Origin of the sequence: Paenibacillus naphthalenovorans, from assembly GCF_001465255.1 — a bacterium.
GTDB classification, from domain to species: domain Bacteria; phylum Bacillota; class Bacilli; order Paenibacillales; family NBRC-103111; genus Paenibacillus_G; species Paenibacillus_G naphthalenovorans.
The window spans coordinates 4,332,798-4,359,211 of the sequence record NZ_CP013652.1 but is presented as its reverse complement, the minus strand read 5'-3'; the positions used below and the strand labels follow the sequence as shown (position 1 = coordinate 4,359,211).

The window sequence follows — 26,414 nt, the reverse complement described above, 5'->3', positions numbered from 1 at the left end:
TGTTCCAGCTCCCCCCACCTTGACCATGTCCATCCTTGAATTAATTGGTGCCTCTTCCGTTTCAGCCGTTATCCAAGTAAGGCGGCTGCTTAAGAAGAATCATCACTTGGGTTGCGTCTTATTTCCCGCGCACTTTATTCACTTCATCGTACATTTCTTTGACCAAAGCTTCACCTAAGTCTTTGGAAAATTTATCGAGGACAGGCTTGACGATTTCCTGCATCTTCTCCCGGTCTTCCGGTTTCACCTCATTTACTTCTATGCCCTTAGACTTCAGGTTTTCCAGCGATTGCTTATTTTGCTCCCGGTTCTTTTCACGTTGGAATTTACCCGCTTCTATGGATGCTTCTTGCAAAATCTTTTGTTCATCCGGTGTCAGACCGTCCCAGAACTTCTTGCTGACCAGAAATACAAACGGCGTATAGACGTGATTCGTCAAGCTCAAGTATTTCTGCACTTCATAGAACTTGTTGGATTCGATCGTCGGCAGCGGATTTTCCTGGCCGTCGACGGTTTTCCCCTCCAATGCGCTGAATACTTCGGAGAACGGCATCGGTGTCGGATTTGCCCCTAGAGCACTAAATGCTTCTATATGCACTTTACTTTGAAGGGTACGGATCTTCAGTCCCTGAAAATCCTCCGGCGCAGCAACCGGTCTCTTGCTGTTGGTCAAATTGCGGAACCCGTTCTCCCAATAAGTTAATCCGATAAGTCCCTGCTGCGGCAGCATATCGAGTAATTTTTTCCCTACGGGTCCATCAAGCACGGCATCCGCTTCTTGCTCGTTATTAAACACGAACGGATAGTCAAACACGCCGAATTCTTTCACCATCGAGGTGAGCGGTGAAGTGGATGGAATGGTGATCTCCTGCGTTCCGGATTTTAACGCATTCGTCATTTTTAAATCATCGCCCAGTTGAGCTGCAAAGTAAGTCTGCACCTTCATGCTGCCACCGCTCTTCTGTTCCACCAGCTCGGCAAATTTCTTAAGCCCTTGGCCCTGCGGATGATCCTCATTCAAACCGATTCCCGCTTTGAGGGTACGCGTTTGTTTGGCCGGCGCTCCCCCCGCCTGACCGCCCGCTTCCTGGGTCGCCGATCCCCCGCCGCCGCAGGCGCTAACGACAAGCAGGCTGGGCAGTGTAATGCCGATCATCGCTTTTTTGAACCAATTCATGTTTGATTCCCCCATTCTTATTTTTTGTTTATCGGGTTAAAGGCTCTGGTAGCGCTGCTCCGGCCGGGAAGGCTTCAGCTCTACCCGCTCTTTCACCTTTTGGTTCACCAGGTACTTCGGATATTCGCCGGCAATCAATACGTCGACTACGCCCATAGCCGCTTTGGAGCGCATCTCCGCCGCCGCTTCTTCGGAATACCATGCCGCATGAGGCGTAAGGATGACGTTATCCATCGAGAGAAGCGGATGATCCTTAGGAATCGGCTCTTCTTCCACCACATCCAGCGCTGCTCCGGCAATCTGCCCTTTGGTCAGGGCGTCGACCAGCGCTTTCTCGTGAATGACCGGTCCGCGGGAAGTATTAATAATAATGGCATCCTTCTTCATCCGGGCAAATTGCTGCTCCCCGATCATCCCGCGCGTGGCTTCCATAAGCGGGGCATGCACGGAGATAAAATCGGATTGGGCGCACAGCTCATCCAGCTCGACCAGCGCAACCCCCTTCTCTTCAGCCAAATGCTTCGGAAAATAAGGATCATAAGCCAGGACCTTCAAGCCGAGCGGCTTTACTTTTTCCGCCAGCATCTGAGGGATTTTGCCGAAGCCGACTAAACCGATCGTTCTTCCGCGAAGACGATAAATCGGCTGTGTGACTTTGAAATCCCATTTGCCGTTTTTCACATGATGGTTGGCCAGCGTGATTTTTCGGGTCCAGCTCAGAAGCAGCGCCAGCGCATGGTCGGCCACTTCATCCATACAGTAATCCGGCACGTTGGCAACGCAAATTCCTTTTTCCGTAGCCGCATCGAGATCAATCGTGTTCACGCCGACTCCGTAGCGGGTGATCACCTTGCATTTCTCGAGCGCCTCGATCACCTTGCGGCCGATCGGCGCGTATTGGTTGATGAGCGCATCGGCGTCACGGCATGCTTCGATCACGTCTTCCTCGGTTTTGCATTGGGCGGAAACCAATTTGATGGAGTCGTGGCGAAGCAGCACGTTTTCCTCAAACCGCAGATCTGCGTATTCCCAATCGGTAACGACAACTTTCCATTTTTTCATCTCTTGTGTCCTCCTCTATCAAGTAAACCAATCAAGCGGTACAAGTACAATTTGCGGGAACAGGGTGAGAAGAAGCAGAATAATCACTTCAACCAGTAAGAATGGCCAAACGCCCCTCATAATATCTTCCATACTGAGCTTTCCGACCCCGGCCGCTACGTTCAGTACGGTTCCTACCGGCGGAGTAAGCAATCCAATGGAGCAGTTGAGGACAAACAAAAGTCCGAAAAGCACCGGATCGATTCCTGCAGCATCGATAATCGGCATAAGCACCGGCGTCAGGATCAAAATCGTAGGCGTCAAATCCATCGCCGTTCCAACCAGGAAAACGACAAGATTAATCATCATCAATAAAAGCAATTGATTATCCATTAACGGGCTAAGCATGTTCGTCAGCTCGTTGGGAATATTGGCTACGGTAATCAGCCAGGAGGAAACCAGCGCAGCAGCAGCCAGGAACATCACGACGCTGGTCGTTTTGCCTGCCGCCACCAAAACCTGGTACAAATCCTTCAGCTTCAGCTCGCGATAGACGACGAGACCGACGAACAGCGCATAAAAGGCGGCAACGACGGCGGCTTCCGTCGGTGTAAAGGCTCCACCGCGCAAACCGACGATAATAATGACCGGCAAAATAAGCGCCCATATCGCTTGGACCGAGGCCTTCAAAATTTCCTTCGCGGATTTTTTCGGGAATACTTTGTAGTTATCTTTGCGTACGATCAAATACCAGGCAATGGTCAAACCGACGCCAAGCAATAAACCGGGAACAATACCGGCCATAAACAATTTGGTAATCGAAACACCGCTGGTCACGCCAAAAATGATCATAGGGATGCTTGGCGGAATGGTCGGCGCAATGATCCCGCCGGCGGCGATCAACCCGGCGGACCGGTTTTTGTTATACCCTGCCGCCACCATCATTGGAATTAAAATCGCTCCGAGTGCAGCCGTATCGGCTACAGCGGAACCGGATAGTCCTGCGAACATGACGCTTCCGATAATCGCAACGTAACCGAGGCCGCCTTTGATATGACCGACGAGAGCCATAGCGAAGTTAATGATGCGCTTGGAAATACCTCCCGCATTCATCAGCTCCCCCGCCAGGATAAAGAACGGAATCGCGAGCAGCGGGAAATTGTCGGCGCCGTCAATCAGGTTCTGGGCCATAATCTGACTGTCGAAAATATCCATCGTATACATTAGCACCATCCCGCTGACGAGCAGCGAAAAGGCGATCGGGATGCCAAGCGCCATAGCGCCCAGCAGAGATCCGAGAAATACGGTAACGATCATCTTGGGACCTCCTTATTTCCAGAGGTGTTCACATGCGTAATGATTTCCTCAGATTCGTGGATTTGCATGTATTTATTGACATCCTCATTAGCGAATAGCACACGGTACAGCTTAAAAATGATGATCAGCCCCATACCTATACCCATGATAATACCCGTTCCGTAAATCAACGTTAGCGGCAAGCCTGTCGCCGGTGCCGTACTGCCGGCGTTAAGCAGCGTAATTTTCCAGCTCCCTTCGACCACCAGGTAGATAACGGCCAGCAAAATCACATTACTGATGATGAATACTATCTTTTTCAGCGGCTTCGATAATCTTTTGACCAGCATATCGACACCCAGATGGGAATTTTCCTTGAATGCAATAACTGCGCCGAGAAGCACAAGCCATATGAATAAAAATCGGGCCATTTCCTCGGACCATGTAATGCCGGAGTTAAACAAATAGCGCAGCACGACATTTCCAAAAACCAGGATAGCCATGAGCGATAGCGCCAAAGCAATGAAACCGTTAAACAGATTTTCAACCACTTTTCCTACATTTTTCACGCGGATACTCCCTCCTCTGTTGTAATCGAGAAAACGTGTTGTCGGGGCATTCCAAGTCGCCAGATGGTCGGTCCGGGCCTGTTTGCGCTTACTTCTTACCAGCGTTACTGCGCTGCCGCCTTAATCTTTTCTACCATGTCCTTACCCCACGGGTATTTCTTGTAGAATTCCTCGTACAATGGAGCTGCGGCATCCTGCATCGCCTTCTTGAAGCTGTCATCCGGCGTAATGAACTGCAAGCCCTTTTCCTGCAGGAATTTCTTATCCTCCTCAAAGCTGTCTTCAAGCAGCTTCCACTCATGGTCCGCCGCTACTTTGGATGCATCCTGGATGACCTTCTGCTGTTCAGGCGTCAGTGCATCCCAGAATTTCTTGTTGATGATATACATATTAGGACTGAACATGTGGTTGGATTCCAAAACATACTTTTGAACTTCGTACCAGCCGGATGCGCGTAAGGTAGCGATCGGATTATCCTGACCGTCCACAACCTTTTGCTCAAGTGCGGTAAACACCTCCGATATCGGCAGCGGCGATACGTTGGCTTTCAAAGCTTGGCCCAGTGCGATATAGTTCGGAATGTTCGGCATACGGAGACGGAAGCCTTTGAAATCCTCAATGCTGTTAAGCGGCTTGGTGCTGGAGAACATCCGGAACCCGTTAGCGCTCCAGGCGAGCACTTTCACGCCGTGCTTGCTTTCCATATCTTCCGCCATCTCTTGTCCGATCGGACCGTCAAACACTTTCTTGGCATGGGCGAAATTTTCAAACAAAAACGGCCATTCGCCAACCTGCATTTTCTCGATATCGGACTGCATAATCAGCCCCGGAATTCCCATCTCGATCGTTCCGCTGCGAACTCCGTTGTAAAATTCCTTCTCGGCGCCAAGCTTGTTGTTGTCATAAATTTCAACCTTGAGTGTGCCATTCGAATTGGTCTCGACCAGCGGCTTAAATTTCTCGCGAAGTGCAACGTTCTGCGGATGCTCGGGGGCAAAGTAATTCGCAACTTTGATCGTTTTCGCTGCCTGACCCGAGCCCCCTGATGCTCCCGTGCCGGAACCGGTACCCTGATTGGAACTGCCGCAGCCGGCAAGCACAACGGAAGCGGCCAGAAGCAGAACAGCTGTCATTTTAAACCCTCTTTTTACGCTCATAAATGACACTCCCCTTTTACAAAGTTGGATCATTTATTATTTCTGGAAATCGGGTTAGTTTGATTTCCAGCAAATAACCGGGATGAAAGCGGTTAAATTTGTTATGTTAGTTTTATATTATAAAACTATGTTTTATTTCCTGTTTATATAGAGACATGCGTGAGTCCCAAGATATCAAGTCAAAATACAAAGGCTTCACGGGATAGTGCTGCTCATCGTCAAGAGATTTTGCCGCAATTTGTTTTATATTATAAAACATAGTTTTATATAAATGATTTGAAAACGCTTTAAATGAACTATATAACACACTTGCAGCTTTTGTCAATGACTAAAAATATTTTTTTATGCAGCGGCCCCGCTAGTGCCGGATCACGGATGAATGACTTCAAACCGCGGTAAACCATCCGACAACCGGCAGGGCCTGTGCCATACGATATATCCAATTATTCGCCTGTCATTTTCCCTTCAATGCATCAAGACAGGCTTTGCAAATACCGCAAAGCGGACAGGATTTGGCATTCTCGGTTTCCTTGGTCACGTACGGCACCTACTCTACGTGAATCGCCGCATGTTCACGCAGCGCGGCCCCATCCGTCAGGTGCAGCTGATTTAGAAATTCGGTCTGAAAAGTGCCCGGGCGATCGGCTCCGGACACCTCGACAGCCTTCTCTGCGGCCACTCCGTAATAAGCCAGGGCGGCTGCCGCGGCCAATGTCAGATCCTTTTCGACGGCCGCGAATGCGCCGATCACCGAGGTTAGCAAACAGCCCGTCCCGGTGACCCTGGTAAGCAAAGGGGTACCGTTGCTGACTTTATAGACGATCTTTCCGTCACTTACCATATCGTCCTTCCCGGTAACGACCACGACGACCCCCAGCGTCCGGGCCGCTTGACGGGCAAGCTCCGCTGCATCGCCTCCCGCCTCCAGGGCATCGACGCCCTTGATGCTCCGCGCTTCCCCAATGACATTGGCCACTTCGGCGGCGTTCCCCCTAAGAATTGAGACCTTGATGTCCTTCATGATTCGGCGTGCCGTTGCCGTTCGATAAGGGGTGGCTCCCGCTCCTACCGGATCGAATACCACAGGTACCCGGTGCTCATTCGCCGATTGGCCGGCAACCTGCATCGCATGAACAACCTCTTCATTCGGCGTGCCCATATTCAATACCAGCGCCCCGGCTATTTTGGCCATATCCGCCACTTCTTCCCTGGCATAAGCCATGACGGGAGAAGCGCCTAAGGCGAGCAGCCCGTTGGCGGTGAAGTTCGTCACAACGATATTGGTAATATTGTGTACCAACGGGCTCTTTTCCCGTACCTTTTCCAACACAGCGACCGCTTGTTGAATGTCCACCATATGAACCTCCTTACTCGTTCCTCATTTTGATCAATGCATCGTCAATCCGCCGTCTACCCTTAAGCATTGTCCTGTGATAAAGGCCGCCCACTCCGAGGAAAAAAACAAAACGGCTCCTGTAATATCATTCGGAGAAGCCAACCGTCCCATCGGCGTCAGACGGATGATCGCATTCTTGACATCTTCCTTCGTCTCCCGGCTTGAGTCGGTGGGGTACGTCAGTCCGGGCGCCACACAGTTGACCGTAATTCCGAAAGCTCCAAGCTCTGCAGCCAGATTGCGGCTGTAACCAAGCAGGGCCGATTTGGCCGTTGTGTAATCATGATACGGGACAACCGGAAAATCAATCAGATTGGTGACCATATTCACGATCCGGCCGCCGTTTCGTTCCTTCATGTGGGGAATCACCGCCTTGCAAACATGAAACGCCCCGCCGAGGCTGCCGTCCAGTTGTCTTTGATAGTCGTCCCATTCGATATTCCATGCCGTTGCGCGCTGCTTCGGGTTGAAGCTGTAATGGCTGAGCGCATTATTGACAACGATGTCGATTCCGCCGAAAGCCTCCACCGCTTCGGAGACCATCCGCTGCACCGCCGCCCCGTCCGTGACATCGGCCTGCAGCGCCACGGCCTCTCCTCCCGTCTGCCGGATGTGCTCCGCCACTTCCGAGGCCGACTTTTCATTGCTTTTATAGTTGACGATAACCAAAGCGCCCAGAGCACCGAACGCCTTGGCAATACTTGCGCCGATGCCCCGGCTTGCGCCTGTGACCAAAACCGTTTTTCCCGCAAAGTCCATTCCTATCCCCCCTACTCCACATCGGGATCATACCGTTCGGCATCCTGCTCCACGCTTCTCTCCAAATCAACCCAGCGGACCAAATCGAGCAGATTCAAGCGTCCGTCATGGTGCCAGCCCGAGGGCGTCCGCGACATCTCCCCGACCGCGCAGATGCGGGTGGCGCCGTACATGCCAAGCAGCCCTGCCACCGCTTCTAACCGGTCCGGACCGACAGCGAGGCCCACCGTCTGCAAAACCTCCCGGTAAGGCCGGATCTGTTCGGCGGCCGACTCCAGGGACTCGCACGCAAACACATGAATCGTCCGGTTCAATGGGGAAGCCTCGAAGCCGGGCCGCCCGTGATAAATGACGGTCCAATCCGTTCCGGTCCGACTCGTATAGACCGCTGCGGGTTCTCCCCGCAAACTCATCATTTCAAACCGCTGTCTCACCGCGTGAATAGCCATCGATTCCTCGTCCGACAGCACGGCCCGGGGCTTCTTCTCGTGATAGCGTTCCATCTCGGAGGCGAGCAGCTGCCCGAACTGCCGCGGCGATACCGCACCGCCTTCTTCGACGAATACACTGTGCGGAGCCAGGCAGCCCTGCTGATCATAGATCGATGCGTCCTCCGCCAGCCTCCGGGCGATTTCGCGATAGCGGTCTGGGGTCAGCGCCTCCTGCCCGATCATCGCGAAGCTGACCTTATGGCCGTAGCTGACAAAGCGCTTGGTCCCCGGCACTCGCGACCGCAGCTTTTCCACCGTTTCCTGCGAGCCGTAAGCGACGACCGCCTCAGCCGCCTCGATGACAGGCCGCTCCAGCACTTCATTGCCGCCCTTCCACGGCAGCACGGCCAGGCAGTCCGCGAGTGCGGGGTCCACTTCCGCCAACGATTCCGCAAACAGCACAGCCATCAGCGGCTCGGCCGAGGACGTCTTGCCCAGATTCGCCGATTTCAACAAGATTCCCATGACCAGGCTCCAGATCGGAAGCCCGGGCACATTGCCGGAAAAGACGTGAAATAACAGCTCAGGCCCGTACGCCCGGCTCATTCCGCCGTTTTTCATCGGCCGGAACTCATCAAGCACCTCCGAGGCATCGAATTCCACGTCCAGAAAGCGAAGCAGCTCCTTCCGGCGAAAGGTCCGGAAGAAGCGTTTGAGTTCGAGCCGAATCATTTCCCCGTCGTAGCCCGTAATCACCGGCAGCCAAGCCTCCGCCAACCGGCGGAGCTCATAGTCCGGGTCCAGCCATTGGCGAACGGCCAGGTCCAATCGCTCAACAATCTGTTCCGTTCTTAAGCGGGCCAAATATTCCCTCCGCCGTACGGATAGTTCCCGGGTAATGTCCGCCATCAACTCCGGTGTCAAATCCGGGTATTGAAGAACCAGCGTTCCCTGCGGACCATCGTAAAGCCGCTCCGTAAACGAACCCGGCCGGATGCCGCTTGGGACTTTGTACGCAGGTCTTACGGTCACCGCCTCACTTGAGTTCATGCTTTCACCTGCTTCTTATGGGAACTCATCAGCTGATCGATGGCTATGGAGCACCCGCGGGCCTCCGAGCCTTTGATCCGTCCCAGCAGGACAAGCCCGCGTTCGTTCTTATACCCCATGTCCTCCGTGAGAACAGCGAATGCCGAGTTCCAATTGCCCAGATCATAGTGGGCCAGAACACCGGTTTCCCCGTCTGGAGCCGGCTCCAATGTGTCGGGGTTAAGAACAAGCGTCCGAATCCAGGGGGGATTCGCCTTCTCATGTACGGCACGGCCCGTCAGTACGCGGCTGCGTATCGTTTGATCATAGATTTGCGAGCTGAGCTCCGTCATCCCGTACATATTCACACAGGACTCGCGATTCAGCCCGAAATGATCTTCGATCTTCCGGTACAGCTCCTCCGCCGTGATCTCCCGGGACTGCCCTTTCAGACCGCCTGTATCAAACAGGCGGCTGCCCTGCGGAAGCTCGACTTGAAATGAATGGTCTGCACAGTAATCCAGCAAATGCACATAAGCAAAAGTAGCCCCGATCAGAAGCACCGGTTCGTTACGAGCCGTACACTCCTGAAGTGACGCCAGAACCCCTTCCATATCCAAACCGTTCTCCTGCGAGTAAAAATAACGGCTGCCGGATGTGCCGTAATGCTCCACAGCCTTCGTCAAATAACGGGAGAGGGACGAATTGCGGTTCAAATCGGCCGCGGGAGACAGCACCAATACCGTGATCCGGTCACGGTCCGGAAGCACATAATGCTTGAAAGGAGGGACCATCGATGCATCCCATACTTCCAAGGTCGGATGATAATGCTTGCCCCGCTTGTCCGCATTCGTCGTTCCGCTGGTCATGAATACGGCTTCCGCTTCCTCCGCCGGCTCGCAGGATAGCGTCAGCTCTTTAAACGCCTGAATCGGGATCGGCGGAATCTCCCGCCAATCCCTAACCGTTAACGGGGATTTACGCCGGGCCTGGCAATATTTCTTGTACGCTGCATTGTGTTGAAACTGATAGCGAAACAGCTTTAAAGCCGCTTCCTGAAACGAAGCCTCCGATTCAGCCTCCGTCACATCGCCTGCCGAAAAGCGTCCGATATACCCCAGAATATGTTGTACGATTTCTCTCGATTCCGCCTTCAATTTGGATTCCCCCTCCCTATAGCACCACTCCCATTATTGTAAAGCCCGATACCGCTCACATCTGCGGCGATTACTTCTTCGGAACCAGGTCATTGGTCACGATGTCGCTGAGCTTCAAGTCATTTTGGATCAAACCCAGCTTCTTATATACGTCGGCGCCTTCCTGCAGAATAGACGCATCCAGCCATCCAAGTCCGTTTTTGTCCGTATCTTCGGATACCGTCGATTCATTGCGCAGCTTGATGATTTCTCCGTTGCGCTGCTTATCTTTTCCGTCGATCGCTTTCGTCAAAGCCAGTTCAGCCGCCGCGTCAGGATTCTGAATCATCCATTCGGCGCTTTTCTTATAGACCTCAAGAAAGCTCCTCAGCATTTCTTTCTTCTGCTGGAAGGTCTCCTCGGTCACAACGAACACGTCGCTCGGTACATTCAGGTAGTCCTTCACGTTGATGACATTCACATCTCCGAGTCCTTTCAGCATCGCATCGGCCAGACCGGTATCGGTGGCTGCCGTTGCGTCTACCTGCCCTTGGATCAGAGGAGCGAAATTGGATACTCCGGTTTCCACGATCGTGACATCCTTCTCCGTCAGGCCCGCCTGATGGAGAACAACCAGCAGGTTATGGCGGGTGCCGCTGGATAAACTGTATACGCCGATTTTTTTCCCTTTGAGATCCTTAGGTTCCCGGATGTTCTTATCCTTTAAAGAAACGATATTAAATACATTTTGAGGATAAATGTTATAAATGACGCGCAGCTTCTCGCCTTTATCCAAAGCAAAGTACAAGGAACCCGGGTCTGTAAACGCAATGTCGGCCTGCTTGGACAGGATGTTCTTAATCGCATCTCCGCCTCCGGCGCCCGGAACAAACGTAAAGTCAATGCCCTTTTCCTTAAACCAGCCTTGCTCCTCCGCATAATAAAGATTCGTTTGTTCGGTGATCGGCTTGCTCCAGCTGGCCATGATCACCTTTTGCGTTTGCGCCGGCGTCCCGGCGGCCGGTTGAGCCGAACCGGTTTCATTCGACGATGGGGTCCCGCATGCCGATAACAGCAGGCTCCCCGCCAACATCAGGATTGCTGCGATAGTATATTTTTTCATTTGTCTTTCTCCCTTTTATACGGTTTTAACTTGACCCTCTCCAGAACAATAATGATCTGATATAAAATCATTCCGAGCACGGTGAGCAGCAGCAGTACAGCGAACATCAGAGGCGTGTCCATCATCCCCTGGGAGGCGATGATCAAAGCCCCGAGGCCCTGGTTTCCCCCGATAAATTCGCCGACCACCGCCCCGACTACAGCCAGTACCACAGCGACGCGAAGCCCTGAGAACATACCGGGCAATCCCGCCGGCAGCTTGAGCCGGATCAACGTCTGCCACCGGGAGGCTCCCAGCACCCGGAACAAGTCCCGCTTCAACGGATCTACGTAGTGAATAGCGGTAACGGTGCTTTCCAGCAAAGGAAAAAAGGAAATTAGCGCCGTGATGACAACTTTGGGGGTGGTCCCGAATCCGAACCAGATCATAAACAGCGGCGCCAGCGCCAGCTTGGGCACCGCTTGACTGGCCACGATATAAGGGGATAAAAGCCGTCTTAGCCACGCCCATTCGCCCATCGCGATCCCGCAAAGAACCCCGAACAAGCCGCCCAGCAGCAAGCCGAGCACAATTTCCAGCAGCGTTTGGCCGATATGCTTCGTAAAATATCCCGTGACCAGGCCCGTCCACAAGGTATCGGCTATGACAGACGGGGCAGGCAGTACCAACTCCGAGACCCCGCTGGAGCGGACAAAGCCCTCCCACGCGGCGATCATCAGCACCAAAAGCCCGACCGGCAGGACAGCATTCCGAATCACTTCCGCTCCCCTCCTTCCATCGCCTGTCTCACCGCCAGACACACCCGGTTAAATTCGCCGTCATAGCGCATCTCATAATGGCGTAAATCGGGTAATGGCACGGAGTACTCCCCGGCAATGCCTCCTCCATGAAGAACAATGACGCGATCCGATAAATACACGGCTTCCGTAATGTCATGGGTGATAAAAAGGACCGTCATCTTCCTGCTCCTGCACAGCTGGAGAAGGTCCTCCTGCAAAGACTCCCTTGTCAAAGCGTCCAATGCGGCGAAAGGCTCGTCCATCAGCAGCAAGGACGGGTTTCGCATCAAAGCCCGGGCAATGCCCACACGGCTTTGCTGACCGCCGGACAGCTCGGCGGGATACTTATCGGCATGCTGAGCCAGGCCCATGCGTTCCAAAAAGGCGTCCGCGGCCTCCCGGTCGGCTCGGGTCGGCTTGCGGACCAAAGACACCGGCAGCAGGACATTATCCCTTACCGTCTGCCACTCCAGTAAAGTAGGCGCTTGAAAGACAACGCCAACTTGGGTTTGCGGCTCCGTGACCGGCTTGTCCGCGATCCGGACCGTCCCTTCGTCAGGCGCGAGCAGGCCCGCCGCCATCTTTAACAAGGTCGTCTTGCCGCAGCCGCTTCTGCCGACCAGGGAAACGAACTCCCCTTCCTGCACCTGCAGATGCAGGCCATGAATGACCTGCTGCTCTCCGTTATAGTTGTGACTAACGCCTTGAAACTCCAGGTAGACCACCTTGATCCCCCCTGCTTTCTACTAACAAAAACACACCTTGCCCATAGCAAAGTGTGTCTCTCACCTCTCCCTACGCTGGCATGACCCAACAGGTTCAAATGGTTAACGGCGGACTAGCCGTACTCTCAGCCCGATTCCTCGGACCCCCACGCTTTATCCAATTATATTCATGATACGCTATATGTGAACCGGCGGTCAAGAAAGAGCCTGCTTTCCTATCAAGGATCACAGGCTCTTTCCTATTCTTATTGCAGATCTTTAGGTGCCAGCTCAATGGCATCCCGTATGGCGGCCAGCATGCTCCGCTCGTCGGCAATATTTTTACCGGCGATATCAAAGGCGGTTCCATGATCTACAGAGGTGCGAATGATCCCGCCCTTTAATCCGACCGTGATATTGACTCCCTCTTCCAATCCCAATACCTTGATCGGACCATGGCCTTGGTCATGGTAGCAGGCAACCACGATATCGAAATCCCCGCGGACCGCACGGAAAAATAACGTATCCGCCGGGTACGGCCCCGTGACGTTGATGCCCTCTGCCTTGGCTTTCTCAATGCCCGGAATCAGCTTCTCTTCTTCTTCCCCGTTTCCGAACAATCCGTTCTCGCCGGCATGAGGATTAATCCCGCATACCGCAATGCTCGGCCGGATCTTCCCCGCACGGGTAAGCGTCTCATGAGCCAGCTTGATGACCGTATACGTTCTTTCCGGATTAATCATCTCGATCGCTTTAATCAATCCCACATGGGTGGTGAGATGAATGACTTTCAAATTCGGAGAGGACAGCAGCATGGAGTAGTCCTCCGTGCCGGTTAATTCAGCCAGAATTTCGGTATGTCCCGGATACAGATGTCCTCCCTTATGAAGGGCTTCTTTATTCAGCGGCGCGGTACAGATGGCATGAATTTCCTTTGCTTGCGCGAGTTCCACGGCCTTTTTAATAAATTGGAAGGCTGCGTTGCCCGCCTCGCTCGATACTTGCCCGAACGGCAGGTCTTCAAGCAACAGATCCAGATCGACGCAGTCTATCGTGCCATGCTGAAACAGGGCCTCGCTAAGCTGACTGATTTTATGAATCTTCACATCGGCCTGCACGATATTTCTGGCGCGTTCCAGAATTTTATAATCGCCTATGACAACCGGCTTGCACTGCTCGTATACCTGAGCCGATTGCAGCGCTTTCACGATAATTTCCGGACCGATACCGGACGCATCACCCATCGTTATGCCAATTACTGGTTTCATACGATTTATTCCCCCTTGAGCTTTTGTATGGAGTTAAGCAGCGATAAATCCGTTCCGAACGCCCCCGCTTTGGTGATGGCATACATGGGCCTGGACCCGATCGTTCGGCCGAGCGGAATACCGGTTTCCACTTCGGCTATGAGATGAAATCCGGTCACACCAAGCTGCATACAAACTTGCTTTGCCGTATCCCCTCCGGTTAACACCAAGCCTTTTACTTCGCAGGCTTCGGTGAGACGGGAAGTGACCGTTCCCAGCGCGGCGGATATCGAATTGCTCACTGCACTTTCGTCCATTCCGTTCTTTTTTCCCAGCCGCTGGGCCTCTTCAATATCTTCAGGCCTTCCGGAGGAAAATAAAGCAATATCCACCTGATCCTCGAGCGCCCGCTTGGCTTGCTCATATACTCTTTGCATTTCCGCCTCACGGGACGCCTCATCAGCGACAAGTAAAGAGGAACGCATTTCAATACCTTTAATATGAGGCTGCTCAAGGACAATATCCAGCTGTTTCCGGGTCGTTGAACTTACACTGCCGGCCACAAGCAGCACCGGCTTTGGATCCCGCGGGATATCCAGCTCAATCCGCTTCGGATGCAGCCCGTAGACCTCCGGCAAATAATTAGCCAGCCCTGCAGAGCCTACCCAGCAAACGGAGTGGCCGCTTCGGGACATCAGTTGAACAATAAGCCGCAAATCTTCTTCCCGTTCGGCGTCAAATACGATATACCGGATCTGATCCCCCCGACATTGCTTTAGCTTGGCCTGCACCTGTTCAAAGCCGGATCGCAGCTCCTCATAAGTGACCAGAGCCACCGGCCGCTCCGATTGACCCTGCACAATGCTCGGGATATAGGAATCACGGACAGGGGTTTTCGGGTCCCTTGCGATTTCCGTCTCGCCCAAGGGCTTTCCATAAAGGTAGTGAATACCTTTGACGGTCGTTCTGCCATTCCTCGGATACGCCGGTGCAATGACGACAAAATCCGGATGAAAAACGTCGTATAAAGCATCGATCTCCGTACCCAGATTTCCTCTCAGGGTAGAATCCACTTTTTTGTAAATTACATCAAAGCTGCCCGATTTAAGCACCTGTGACGCTTTTTTTACTTTGTCATACGCCTGGCTTTGAGGCAGCCATCGGCTATCCGTATCAATGACAACCGCGTCCTGATCGAAGGCCGTTTCATCCAGCTCGAACAATACCGACGTATTCAAACCGTATCTGGCCAACTGCACTCCGCTATCATTGGCTCCTGTCAGATCATCGGCAATCATCGCTAATTTCAACACATTCACCTCTTTTAAACACGGACTGTTTAAAATTTATACACATTCCTGTAAAATCGCTTTTATTTTCTAACTCTTACTATTCTAAATCATAATAGTTAATGCATAGTAAATCAATATAAACTTTTGATTTTATAAAAAAACGGGCAAAAGTGTTTAAAATTAAAACACTCTTACCCGTTTTTTGTCTCCTTCAGCTTTCTCCATAAGGTAGCTCTCGTGATGCCTAACCGTTTGGCCGCTCTGGATTGGTTCATCTTTTCCTCCGCAAGCACGCGTTGAATAATCTCCTGCTCGATTTCCTCCAGCGTTTGATGAATATCGATTTCCACCGTGCCGCTGCGGGACGCGCTTTTTCCGGTATCTGATGGAATCAGGGACAGCACATCATTTTCAATATAATGCCCTTTCGAAATTCTCACGAAAGAATCGACCATTTGTTCAAGCTCTTCGAGGTTTCCTTTCCAAGCATATTCAGACATCCTTTCCAGCACATCGTTGCGGATGCCGACGATTTGTTTTCCGTACTTTTCATTGCATTTTCCAATAAAATAACGGATATACTCATCCAGATCTTCCATCCTTTCGCGCAGGGACGGAATATAAACAGAGTGTTTTGAAATCAGCTCATACAGCTCTTGGCCTACGGCCCCTTTGTCCAACATGACCTCGGGTGATTCCTTAAAGGACATGATAACCTTGTTGGGCTGCCGCTCCAGCCATCGGCTAATGGCGGCTTGACTGAGCTCATCGAACTTTTCCAACCCTTTGAGATAAACCGTTCCGTTTTCAATCCCGGACAGCGCATCTGTTAATCTGGAAAGCGCACCGGGGGTGCCCTCCTTGACAGTCAATTCAATAAACCAATCGTTCTTGGGTTCCAGTGATCCGTGAATGGCCCCTGCTATATATTTTTTGCCCGTCCCCTCTTCTCCGTACAACGTAATCAGATGCTCGGCGGCGGCTTTCTTCGCTTGCTCAATGGCCTTCTTGCCTTCCCTGGCCGACCCTAGAATCTGGGTAAACGAATGGACGGGAGGCTGCGCATACTTGATCTCCAGTTCGTCCTCTGCATCCCGGAGTGATTTTATTCTTACATAATAAAGACGCCGATGCCTGTCCTCTTCAAAAATCCCCAAGGTCCACTGCAGCTGCCGTCCTCCAATGTTTACGTAGGAGATCGCTTTTTTATTTTCATTGACGGTCTGCACCATGGACATCCAATCCGGAAACAATTCTACTAAAGAGGGATTGGCCGTTTCCCCGGGTTCTCCGAACAGCTGCATGAAACGGCGAAAGCCGGGATTGGAAAAGCTGATCCTCCCCTGCTCGTCTGCCATCGCAATCCCTTCTTCCAGCTCATGGAGCAGCGCTTCGTAAGCCCGGTATTTCTTATTCGCCTGTAGCAGCACCTGATATACCTGTTTGGCATGATGAAAGGCCTCGATGACAGACTCTCTTCCCGATGTAATCAAGACGCCCTGCAATCCGTGCTTCTTCGCCAACCGTATGGTGACGGTATCTCCTACGATCACTTGAACGCCCTTTTTTTTGGCTTGCCGGATAATCCCCTCCACCTGCAATTCTTCATGGATCACTGTATAAGGAATATCAATCCCCATCAAGTGGGAGACGGCAATCACGTCATCGCAAATATTCGGAAAAGCCACCATTTCGAGCTTCCCCTTATAGTCTTTGACCAAGGTTAGCGTACGAAGGAGATCGAAGCCCGACAAGGGAATTTCAACCACGGGCTGGGGCACATGGTCCCGAAGAAGATTCGCCGTTCCTCCCCGGCTGATAATGATGTCGAATTTCTCGTTTTCCAGATGCTTATATATGGCCAAGGCTTCTTCAAGGTCGCCTTCTTTTACCGTAATATCCAAATCCGTCTGTTCCGACGCAAGGCTTAAAGCTAATTCTTTCAATCCTCGATAGGGGGCCAGCAGTAAAATCTTGATCTTCATAGCAAACCAGATCCTCCAACCCGCTTGATTTTCATACCATAACGCCATGCCTTAAACCAGTAAAGCACTGTAAGCCCCTCCCTTTGTTCGGGTACCTAAAGTGCTTCAGCCGTTTAAAGTGTATCATTTTCCGCAGGAAAATTCACCATTGTATTTTTTTTGCGCAGCTCCGGTTTTTGGGCATGAACAAGCCATACCCCGGCAAGAATACAGACGATTCCGCCCAGGGTTGCAGGGTTAAGACTTTCGTTCAGCACAAGATAGCCTGATAAAACTCCGATAACCGGAACCATCAGCAGCGAGATCGACGCTTTGCTCGCTTCCAGTGTAGACAAAATACGAAACCAAAGTATAAACGCAAGCGCCGACGCGATCACTCCCGCAAAAACAATATAAATGACAGGCATGATCCCCCAGCGGCTTTCGCCATGCTCAAAGCACAAGGAATACAGGTAAAGCCCGACGGCCCCCACAGCCATCTGCCATGTCGTAAACTGCATATTATCGCAATGAACCAGCTTCCGCTTCATAATGACCGTGGATACCGCCCATGCCATCCCCGACGACAAGGCCAGAAGAAAAGAGCCAAATCCCCCTCCCCAATGCACATCGAGGGCCAACAACAATCCGGCTATGCCCAGGAGCACTCCCGCCATTTTGGAGAGGGTCAACCGTTCTCCCGGGATCCAAAAATGAGCCATCACCGTTAGCCAAAGCGGCATGCTGTACGTCAGAACGGAGGTTAATCCCGCGCTCATCTCATTCAAAGAAAGTTGTATCGCTATATTGAAGTAAGTCGTATGGAGGAGACCGCAAGCGATAATCCATTTCCAATCCTTTTTATCCGGCAGCGGAACCCTTTTATAAACATAAAAGGCCAGGAGCACTGCCGCGCCCAGCCCAAACCTGTAGCCTGCAAACAACACCGGGGGAAAAACCGAATTCGCCTGCTTCATAATAACCCAGTTAAATCCCCATATTAAACATAAGATGACAATCGTAAAATTCATTCCGGCACCTCTTGATGTAAACAGATATCCAGTTCAAATCGCCTTTTTATCCACCGCACCGGAAGATTTCATAACGGCGAACTTCCGGTGGTGCAGGCCATAATAAATGGCCCCCGTACAAGCAACGATAAGGCCCGCGATGAAATACATCGTATGATAGCTTGTACTGGCTGCTATGATGCCCAGCAGATAAGCGCCCAGGCCGTAACCGGTATCAAACAGCACAAAGTAGGTGCCCGTGGCCACGCCTCGCCGATGGTTCGGCGATGATTGAACCGCTATGGTTTGGAAGCTCGGGATAAGCGCGCCGAATCCGAGCCCGATGATGCCGCCTGTAACCAAAAACACAAACGGTGTTTGAGCCAGGCTTAACCCGATCATGCCTAGCGTAAACAGCAGTAACCCCGGGTAAACCAGCACGTGCGCGCCTAATCGATCGAATATTTTTCCTGTAAACGGACGGGATAAAACAATTATCGCAGCAAAAATGATAAAGAAATAGCTTGCCAAAGGCCCCATTCCCAGATCCTTGGCATAAACGGAGATAAAAGTGGTAATCGCTCCGTAGGAAAAAGCCAACGTACTTCCGGCCAAAGAAATGGGCAGCGCCCTCGGTTCGAACCATTTCCTCCAGCCTGTGGCTCGCTCTGCCGTCTTCCGCCCCTCCTGTCCCGGGACCCGGACAACGAACCCGAAGATACACGACAATAAGGCGAGAATGACACAAAAAACAAATAAAATAAACGCATTGTAGCGCTCTATAATCGTCAGCCCCAGGAAGGGCCCGATGACCATCGCCAGGCTCATAAACAAGCTAAAATAGCCGATCCCCTCCCCTTTACGGCGGTCGGGAACCAATCCAACGGCAATCGCCCCCGTCGCCGTCGCAGCGATTCCGAATCCAATGCCGTGTATAAAACGCAAGGCAAGCAGCGCATAGTAATTATCGATGATCGTATATACAGCCGTACAACCCATAAAAAGCAGAAGCGACAGCATGACGATTTTGCGCTTATTCAACTCGTCGGTCCATTTGCCTGCCAAAGGCCGGAAAATCACCGCCGCAATGACAAAAACCGTCATCACAAGCCCGATTTGCTCCTGTCCTCCCTTTAATGAATCCGTGACAAAGATCGGAAGCGTAACCGCCAAAATGTAAAAAGTCATAAATAAAAAAAAGCTGCTGAGGCATACAGCAACAAAATCACGATTCCATAAGTCTCTTTCCCTGTTCAAAGCGTTTCCTCCAACTCGTTAATGGTTCTGTTCGCATTCTTGGTAATTTGGATCAACGCCGCCCTAAGCCGTTCAACATCTTCCTCCGACAGTCCGTCCAGAACGGAGCTGACTACCCGACTTTCAATAGGCAGCAGCACTTGATTTAACGATCTCCCCTTGTCTGTAATGAACGTTAAAAAGGATCTCCGGTCGACGGCGTTCGGCCTTCTTTCGACGAGGCCCTTGCGCTCCAGTTGGTCCAGTATTCGCGTGATGTTGGTCTGGTCCTTTTCCGCTCTATGGGCCAAGTCCTTTTGAGTGATTCCATCCCGCTCCGACAACCGGTTTAATACCGTCCACTGCTCCGTGGTGATGTCGTACGGCTGATAATGAAGCGAAAGCAGCTGACTTAATCTGCGGCCGGCATGATTGATGATAAAGCCTAACGAATGATCAATATTATTCAAGGACAGACCCCCATTTATTTGCTATAGCAATTATAGTTCCGACATGTAATTCTGTCAATGACACCTGTGCACAACTGAACCCCGCCTCCTTTTATGAACATTGACATATCGAGAACTCGCGATATAATAGGTGTCATGAACCCAATAATAGTGTTTAAAGCTTTATCGAACGAAACGCGCCTGCAAATACTCCATTGGCTAAAGGAACCGGAGAAGCACTTTCCCTCGCAAGAAGGCGGTGATAGTAAAAAAATCGGGGTTTGTGTCGGTCATATTCAAGAAAAGGCCGGATTATCGCAATCGACGGTTTCCCAATATCTGCTGATGCTTCAGAGAGCCGGTCTGTTGGAAGCGACACGTCACGGCCAATGGACATATTACAGAAGAAACGAACGGGCTTTTCAAGTGTTGGCCGGTTATATTCAGGAACAATTATAGATGAAATACCTATTATACATGGCTGGGTTTCTTACAGAAATTCTCCATGTATATATTCGGTTTCCATATCTAAAAATATAAATATATGAATAACTATCTATTGATGTGAGGAAATATACTGTAAGAATTTACTATACACCTGGAATTCATCGTTACGATGCTATATTTCCGGACGGAAGGGGAACCCGCCATGGTTAAAGGCAGTTCTACAGTTAAACAAATTCATGAAATTCCTGTTTCCATTTTGGATCTTGCCCCTATCGTCGTTGGCGGCACAGCGGCAGAATCCTTTAAAAATACACTCGACCTTGCGCGTCATGCCGAAAAGTGGGGTTACCACCGGTACTGGCTTGCGGAACATCACAACATGACAGGGATCGCCAGCTCGGCTACATCGGTCGTTATCGGGCATGTAGCTGCAGGTACGGAGAAAATCCGCGTGGGCTCCGGAGGAATCATGCTGTCTAATCACGCCCCGTTAGTCATCGCCGAACAGTTCGGGACGCTGGAATCCTTATACCCGGGACGCATTGATCTTGGATTGGGGAGAGCCCCTGGTTCAGATCAGCTTGCAGCGCGTGCACTGCGGCGGGGACTGGGAAGCGATGGTCACGATTTTCCCGAGCAGCTGAGCGAGCTTCGCAGTTACCTGAACCCCTCGCTGGGCAATCGCCCGATGGGTGTGCGAGCCGTTCCCGGCGAAGGACTGAATATCCCGATCTGGCTGCTTGGCTCCAGCGGTTTCAGCGCACAGTTAGCTGGACAGCTTGGTCTGCCTTTCGCCTTTGCCAGCCATTTTGCGCCGGATTACATCCTGCAGGCCCTGGAGCTCTACCGCAGCCATTTCCGTCCTTCGGAAGCGTTGGAAGAGCCTTACGCCATGATCGGCATTAACGTCTTCGCCGCTGATTCGGTGGAAGAGGCCCAGAGACTGGCGACCTCCCAGCAGCAGCAATTTCTCAATCTCATCCGCGGCCGCCCGGGCCAATTAAATCCGCCGGTGGAAAGCATGGAGCCGTTGTGGACCGCTCAAGAAAAAGCGATCGTTCAAAGTCAGCTGAGCTATACCGTTGCCGGGAATAAAGATACGGTTCGGGAGCAGTTGAACCGTTATCTTAAACTCACACAGGCCGATGAATTGATTGTGACGGGCCAGATTTATGATCACCAGGCCCGTTTGCGGTCCTATGAAATCCTCGCCGAGGTCATGAACGGAAACTAACTAAACACATCATGGCTGTGAATATGGGACGTCAACCAAAAAGAGAGGCAGCGCCGAGCTCCTCTCTTTTTGGTATGGAAATTATTCCTTTGTCTGAAGTTCAACTGCTCCAAGCGCCCCAGCAGGAACGTCTCCGTCCCTTTCATCCGATTCAACATAATGCTTCAAGGCCATGAGTTTATTTTCCCAGAACCGTTCATAGTAAGCCAGCCAACGCTTCAACTCGAGCAGGGGATCCGGATCAAGCCGGTATCGGGTCTCCCGTCCGACCTTTCTCTCTTTGACGAGTCCCGCATCGGCCAGAACGCGCAGATGCTTGGACACCGCCGTCCGGCTCATCGGAAAGTATCCGCTGATGACTGTCACAGGCATCTCCCGATCGACAAGCAGTTGGAGCAGCTTACGCCGGGTCGGATCGGCGATCGCTTGAAAAACGTCATGCTTCGGTGCCGGTGCCGTCATCTTAACCCTCGACGTACTGGCCGAGCTTTTGAAGAAGGCCGATCCAGCCATGACCCATCCGTTCGCGAACCATCGCATGTGCTTGTCCGAATTCGGTAACCTTGTCCGCATCCCAGCCGGAATGAATCAGTGTAACTTCGGTTTGACCGTCTTTTTCGATTAATTCGAACGTAAGAAGCCAATCTTTGCCCCATTCAAAAGACAGACGGTGAGGCGGATCGATTTCGGTCACTTTACAAGGGGATTTTCCGAAGGGCCCCGCTTCCAAATGAAACTCATGTCCGACTACAGGTTGAAAATCATTAGGCATAAACCAGGCGGCAAGGCCCTCCGATGTGGCGACGGCATCCCACACTTTTTGAATCGGAGCATTCAACAGCTGCGTCTGCCGGATGTCCGGCAGTGTATTCGGGCTTTTATTTTCCATCATCTTACCTCCAGGATCGATCGCCGATTTTCCATTCGGCCGTTTTCTAAAGAATACGAAACCTTTCGGTTTCATATGTTATATTTTATTACACATTTGGCTTCACGGCAATGCTTAGGTATTTGTCACATCCTTGCCCCCGTCGCCATATTATTTTGTATATTGGATTTTCACCCAAACATAAGGATATGGAGGGATATACTTGAGCAATCTTATAGTAATGGGAATTGATCATGGAAACGGGTATTTTAAGGGATACAGCAAGGATGTGAACGGGCTGGTTCTTCCGAGCGGCTTTCTGACGAAAGAGAGCGTGAGAAGAGAGGATTCCACAGGCGTAGGCGATATCCAATATAACGAGTTTGAGTCAAGCTTGTATGAAGGTGAACAATATATGTGGGGGCAGGAGGTGAATGCAACCAAAGGTAAATTCCTGTCCACCTATACCAGCGAAGACCGGTATGCCCAAAAATATTACAAGTTGCTGAGTCAATTCGGCTTAGCCAGCTTGATCAATGAAGAAGGGTCATTCGACGTCTTTCTGGTTACCGGATGTCCTTCAAGAGAAAAAGGCACGAAGCGGGAACAGGAGCTTGCCCGTGTATTCAAGGGTAAACACAATATCCTGATGAACGGCCAACAGAAGATCATTCATGTGAAGGAATGCAAGATTCTGCCTCAGCCGCTTGGAAGTATACTGGACTTATACATTGACGAAGAAGGACTGATTGACAGAAAAGAAATCGCAACCTCTTATATCGGCATTGTAGACATCGGTTCCGGTACGACGGATATTGACGGAATCGATTCCTTGAGGGCGATCCCCGAAGACCGGCATACCATCCCCGTAGGCGTTCATGAAATTTATCAACGTCTCGCCGATTACATCAATGCCCAAAGCCCTGATGCCTTCGCCACGCCAAAAAGTGTTGAGATGCAGTTCGACCGCTCCATCTACCAGGCTTCCAAACGCCTGACGATTCCTATTCAGGACATGAAAGAAAAAATTGTCCGTGAAACCGCTGAATACATCATCAATGAGCTTCAAATCCGTTGGAGAAACCGAAGCAAATTTGACATGGTGATTTTAACAGGCGGTGGTGTAAAGGTACTGCATCCTTGGTTTAAAGATTTTATTAAAGACATCACCGTAATTGAGGATTATCAATTATCCAATGCCCGGGGGTTCTGGAAATTCGGATTATTGCTTTCCAAAACTAATGAAGACGCGGTGGAAAGCCAGAATCGGCAGGCCGTCCTAATCAGGAGCTGATCAACGTGGCCAAGGCTGGATCTATTGTTTTTCATTTGAATTCCAGTGACCTTGAAAGCAAGGGCAAAGCTGATCGTTTAATGACCTTTTATAGACAACTGCTGAAAAACCGTCGTCTGACGCGATTTTGCAAAGAGGCTTTTATTGAAAAGGCCGAGCGCCAACTGAACGGGCAGGAGGAGCAATATACCTTGCTCAATTACTATATCAAGTCAAAAGGGATAGACTACATCCTGGATGCGGTGCAGGAAAAGGAAAAACGGCCATCGCCTGCTGCGGATGAGACGGAGATGAATAAAGCCGTCAATCACATCATTCAAGCCGTCCTAAAGGGGATTCAAACCGAGCTGCGCCGCCCAGCGCCTCCTATACCCGTAAATGCCCAAAACCCGGACCCCCTCTCTAAACCCAAGCCCGATTTGTTCAAGTTAAAGGCTTTACTGTAAAATAAAAAACTTGCCGCTGCCGACAGTACGATTCTGGTTACTGTTTGCCAGCGGCAAGTTTTATTTTCAGTGTTGAAACCTTGTAGGAGTTGGGCTACAATGAGTGTACTAAAATGCAACACATCGATCCGGAGGTCCTCCTATGAACAAAATCTTAGTAATAGCACCTTATCAAGGATTAAAGGAATTGTTTCTGGAAGTCAATGAGGACCTGCATAAAAATATTCATGTGGAAATGGGCGATTTATACAAAGGCCTGGCCATCGCCAAGGAGTACGAGAATAAGGGATTTGACGTGATTATCAGCAGAGGGGCTACAGCCCTGCTGCTCCAGGAGCATTGTCAGCTTCCCGTAGTAGATGTGAAAATTTCAGGCTATGATATTTTGCGGACGCTCACGCTGATCAAGGGGTATCCCGAAAAAATCGGGGTCATGAGCTATCACAATACGATTCAAGGTGCGGACGAGGTTGGAAAGCTGCTCGAAATGGATCTTACTTTCTTTCCGATCAGTACGGAAACGGAAATTGAAGACCAGATCCGATCGGCCATAGAGCAAAACATCCAAGTCATTATAGGGGACCAGATATCTACTTATACCGCATCCCAATTCGGTCTGAAGGCCATCTTGATCACCTCCGGAAGAGAATCGGTGGAAGAGGCGCTCAAAGAAGCGGAGAAGGTCGCTTACTATACGGCCAAAGAGAGGACTCTCCGCCAATTATACGAATCGATTATACGGGACTATCCTGACGGAATTCTGGTGACAGATAAACAAGGCAAGGTTCAGGTGCTGAACGATAAAGCGGAAAAGCTGCTTGATCTTACGAAAGAGCAAGCGACGGCACAAAAGCTGAAGTCGATTCATCCTGCACTAGGCGCCCCCTGTGATGCGACAAACGGACCCGGTACCAAGGAAATTATCGAAGTGAACGGGGAAACCATCATTTTGAACAAAGGGCCTTTAGCCGTTCAGGGGAACCCGCCAAGCGAGCTGACGATTCTGCAGACGGTAAGCGATATCCAGGAAACGGAGAGCCTGGTTCGTCAAAAGCAATCGCTCAAAAGCTCGCGGGCTACCAAGCATTTCAATCACCTCGTTGCCAGTTCCCCGGCTATGAAAGAGGTGATCCGCACGGCCAAGCGATTTTGCAAATCAGACACACCTCTTTTGATTTACGGTGAACCGGGAACAGGCAAGCACAGTCTGGCTCAAGCAATTCATAATGAAAGCGGTCGCAAAAACCAGCCGTTTTTATTTATCAATTGCGAAGCCTTCAATGAAAAAAACATGGAGCTTGAACTCCTGGGCGATCACGAAGAGCAGACGCCGGGGATTTTTGAGCTTGCGCATGGCGGAACGGTATTTATGGATGCCATCGGAAAATTATCGCTCCCACTGCAGGCCAAGCTGATTAACGTTTTGCTGGAAAAGAAGGTGGCCCGTCAAAACGGCGGCAAAACGATCCCTATTGATGTCCGTATCATTGCCGCCCACTCCGAGTCCCTGCATGAGCTGGTGGAAGTACGCCGTTTCCGTGAGGATTTATACCATCTTTTGAATGGAGGAACGATTGTTATCCCTCCTTTAAGGGAACGGAGAGAAGATATCCGGGAATTGGTGCGCTGGTTTATCGTATCGGCCAATCCGAAATTCGGAAAACAAATTGTAGGCTGCCGGGAAGAGGTTTTGGACAGATTAACCCATGCTTCATGGCCGGGCAACGTGTTGGAATTAAAGCATATGGTGGAAAGAATGTGTGTATTTACATCCGGCCCTTTCATCGAACTGAAAGAAGTGCTGCCTTTTTTAGAGGAAATGGATATGAACGCAAACCACCATCCACATGTTCAGGGGATTGATATTGCGGGCAAAACATTAGATCAATTGGAGAAGGAAATCATTTCCAGGGTTCTGGAGGAGGAGGATTATAACCAAACGGCGGTAGCCAAACGGCTCGGCATTAATCGTTCGACATTGTGGCGTAAAATCAAGGAAATTGAAAAAGCCGATGGATAAGGGACAAGCATTGATAGCATAATAAGCAAAGTTTTACCATGTCACTTGAAACCGTCAGGTGAAATATCACCTTAAACGGAAGGGTGACTTTTTTGTTTTTGGATCATGTTGCTTTATTGCACAAATGGGTAATGAATCCTGTATTTGGTTTAATAACGGCTGGATGGATTCAAATAATATTGGATAATAATTCCTTGAAATTGTTTTATTTTGAAAAAATAATGATGCAAAATATAAAATCGTTTTATTTTACATCACTTTTTTTGAAATTTAGGTATTGTAATATTCAACAATTTCGTGTATTTTATTA

Annotated in this window: 25 protein-coding genes; 5 read left to right on the top strand and 20 right to left on the bottom strand. The window is 50.8% G+C overall.

Annotated features, from left to right (window positions below; translation table 11 throughout):
• Positions 1-118: 118 nt before the first annotated feature.
• The 18 genes from IJ22_RS21380 to IJ22_RS21295 form a co-directional block, all read right to left on the bottom strand.
• Entirely contained in the window at positions 119-1,177 is a 1,059-nt protein-coding gene (locus tag IJ22_RS21380) for a TRAP transporter substrate-binding protein (RefSeq protein WP_062410248.1), read from the bottom strand.
• A gap of 36 nt (positions 1,178-1,213) precedes the next feature.
• The gene (locus IJ22_RS21375) at positions 1,214-2,239 is read right to left on the bottom strand and encodes a C-terminal binding protein (RefSeq protein ID WP_062410247.1); all 1,026 of its coding nucleotides are present in this window, start codon (positions 2,237-2,239) and stop codon (positions 1,214-1,216) included.
• Between the two features lie 18 nt (positions 2,240-2,257).
• Positions 2,258-3,535, bottom strand: a complete 1,278-nt coding sequence (locus IJ22_RS21370; protein ID WP_062410246.1) for a TRAP transporter large permease — start codon at positions 3,533-3,535, stop codon at positions 2,258-2,260.
• The gene (locus tag IJ22_RS21365) at positions 3,532-4,083 is read right to left on the bottom strand and encodes a TRAP transporter small permease (protein WP_054816994.1); all 552 of its coding nucleotides are present in this window, start codon (positions 4,081-4,083) and stop codon (positions 3,532-3,534) included. The genes IJ22_RS21370 and IJ22_RS21365 overlap by 4 nt, the downstream gene beginning before the upstream one ends.
• A 104-nt stretch (positions 4,084-4,187) precedes the next feature.
• A complete protein-coding gene (locus IJ22_RS21360) occupies positions 4,188-5,240 on the bottom strand; it encodes a TRAP transporter substrate-binding protein (protein WP_054816993.1) in 1,053 nt (350 codons plus the stop codon).
• 547 nt (positions 5,241-5,787) lie between these two features.
• Positions 5,788-6,597 (bottom strand): hydroxyethylthiazole kinase, encoded by an 810-nt coding sequence (gene thiM, locus IJ22_RS21355; RefSeq protein WP_171006011.1) that lies wholly within the window; start codon positions 6,595-6,597, stop codon positions 5,788-5,790.
• Positions 6,598-6,627: 30 nt separating this feature from the next.
• Entirely contained in the window at positions 6,628-7,395 is a 768-nt protein-coding gene (locus IJ22_RS21350; RefSeq protein ID WP_062410245.1) for a 3-oxoacyl-ACP reductase, read from the bottom strand.
• An 11-nt stretch (positions 7,396-7,406) separates the two neighbouring features.
• A complete protein-coding gene (locus IJ22_RS21345; RefSeq protein ID WP_062410244.1) occupies positions 7,407-8,876 on the bottom strand; it encodes an acyl-CoA reductase in 1,470 nt (489 codons plus the stop codon).
• Positions 8,873-10,012, bottom strand: coding sequence for a LuxE/PaaK family acyltransferase (locus tag IJ22_RS21340; protein ID WP_062410243.1), 1,140 nt, complete (start codon positions 10,010-10,012; stop codon positions 8,873-8,875). The genes IJ22_RS21345 and IJ22_RS21340 overlap by 4 nt, the downstream gene beginning before the upstream one ends.
• A 70-nt stretch (positions 10,013-10,082) precedes the next feature.
• Positions 10,083-11,114 (bottom strand): ABC transporter substrate-binding protein, encoded by a 1,032-nt coding sequence (locus tag IJ22_RS21335; protein ID WP_062410242.1) that lies wholly within the window; start codon positions 11,112-11,114, stop codon positions 10,083-10,085.
• Positions 11,111-11,872 (bottom strand): ABC transporter permease, encoded by a 762-nt coding sequence (locus IJ22_RS21330; RefSeq protein WP_054816989.1) that lies wholly within the window; start codon positions 11,870-11,872, stop codon positions 11,111-11,113. Before IJ22_RS21330 ends, IJ22_RS21335 begins: the two co-directional genes overlap by 4 nt.
• On the bottom strand, positions 11,869-12,618 hold the full coding sequence (locus IJ22_RS21325; RefSeq protein ID WP_235594189.1) for an ABC transporter ATP-binding protein: 750 nt from the start codon (positions 12,616-12,618) through the stop codon (positions 11,869-11,871). The genes IJ22_RS21330 and IJ22_RS21325 overlap by 4 nt, the downstream gene beginning before the upstream one ends.
• A gap of 245 nt (positions 12,619-12,863) precedes the next feature.
• Entirely contained in the window at positions 12,864-13,865 is a 1,002-nt protein-coding gene (pdxA, locus tag IJ22_RS21320) for a 4-hydroxythreonine-4-phosphate dehydrogenase PdxA (RefSeq protein ID WP_054816988.1), read from the bottom strand.
• A 5-nt stretch (positions 13,866-13,870) separates the two neighbouring features.
• Entirely contained in the window at positions 13,871-15,154 is a 1,284-nt protein-coding gene (locus tag IJ22_RS21315) for a four-carbon acid sugar kinase family protein (protein ID WP_062410241.1), read from the bottom strand.
• A gap of 173 nt (positions 15,155-15,327) precedes the next feature.
• Entirely contained in the window at positions 15,328-17,121 is a 1,794-nt protein-coding gene (locus IJ22_RS21310; RefSeq protein ID WP_062410240.1) for a sigma-54-dependent Fis family transcriptional regulator, read from the bottom strand.
• Between the two features lie 113 nt (positions 17,122-17,234).
• On the bottom strand, positions 17,235-18,131 hold the full coding sequence (locus IJ22_RS21305; RefSeq protein ID WP_062410239.1) for a DMT family transporter: 897 nt from the start codon (positions 18,129-18,131) through the stop codon (positions 17,235-17,237).
• A 33-nt stretch (positions 18,132-18,164) separates the two neighbouring features.
• The gene (locus IJ22_RS21300) at positions 18,165-19,367 is read right to left on the bottom strand and encodes an MFS transporter (RefSeq protein WP_062410238.1); all 1,203 of its coding nucleotides are present in this window, start codon (positions 19,365-19,367) and stop codon (positions 18,165-18,167) included.
• The gene (locus tag IJ22_RS21295; RefSeq protein WP_217437203.1) at positions 19,364-19,816 is read right to left on the bottom strand and encodes a MarR family winged helix-turn-helix transcriptional regulator; all 453 of its coding nucleotides are present in this window, start codon (positions 19,814-19,816) and stop codon (positions 19,364-19,366) included. Before IJ22_RS21295 ends, IJ22_RS21300 begins: the two co-directional genes overlap by 4 nt.
• Before the next feature lie 135 nt (positions 19,817-19,951).
• Here IJ22_RS21295 and IJ22_RS21290 point away from each other — a divergent pair, with 135 nt between their 5' ends.
• Both IJ22_RS21290 and IJ22_RS21285 read left to right on the top strand, forming a co-directional pair.
• A complete protein-coding gene (locus IJ22_RS21290; protein ID WP_062410237.1) occupies positions 19,952-20,254 on the top strand; it encodes an ArsR/SmtB family transcription factor in 303 nt (100 codons plus the stop codon).
• A gap of 190 nt (positions 20,255-20,444) precedes the next feature.
• Complete coding sequence (locus IJ22_RS21285; RefSeq protein WP_062410236.1) at positions 20,445-21,476, top strand: LLM class flavin-dependent oxidoreductase; 1,032 nt, start codon at positions 20,445-20,447, stop codon at positions 21,474-21,476.
• Between the two features lie 81 nt (positions 21,477-21,557).
• Here the strand turns inward: IJ22_RS21285 and IJ22_RS21280 are convergent, their stop codons facing one another.
• Together IJ22_RS21280 and IJ22_RS21275 are read right to left on the bottom strand one after the other, a co-directional pair.
• Complete coding sequence (locus IJ22_RS21280) at positions 21,558-21,938, bottom strand: ArsR/SmtB family transcription factor (protein ID WP_054816981.1); 381 nt, start codon at positions 21,936-21,938, stop codon at positions 21,558-21,560.
• A 1-nt stretch (position 21,939) separates the two neighbouring features.
• Positions 21,940-22,365 carry an SRPBCC family protein gene (locus IJ22_RS21275; RefSeq protein ID WP_054816980.1) on the bottom strand — a complete coding sequence of 142 codons (426 nt, stop codon included), beginning with the start codon at positions 22,363-22,365 and terminating at the stop codon, positions 21,940-21,942.
• A 202-nt stretch (positions 22,366-22,567) separates the two neighbouring features.
• Between IJ22_RS21275 and IJ22_RS21270 the strand changes: the two genes are divergently transcribed.
• From IJ22_RS21270 to IJ22_RS21260, 3 genes are all read left to right on the top strand, one after another.
• Positions 22,568-23,638 (top strand): ParM/StbA family protein, encoded by a 1,071-nt coding sequence (locus tag IJ22_RS21270; protein WP_062410235.1) that lies wholly within the window; start codon positions 22,568-22,570, stop codon positions 23,636-23,638.
• Positions 23,639-23,643: 5 nt separating this feature from the next.
• Positions 23,644-24,084, top strand: coding sequence for a hypothetical protein (locus IJ22_RS21265; RefSeq protein WP_062410234.1), 441 nt, complete (start codon positions 23,644-23,646; stop codon positions 24,082-24,084).
• Between the two features lie 142 nt (positions 24,085-24,226).
• Positions 24,227-26,104, top strand: coding sequence for a PrpR N-terminal domain-containing protein (locus IJ22_RS21260; protein WP_062410233.1), 1,878 nt, complete (start codon positions 24,227-24,229; stop codon positions 26,102-26,104).
• The last annotated feature ends 310 nt before the right edge of the window (positions 26,105-26,414 follow it).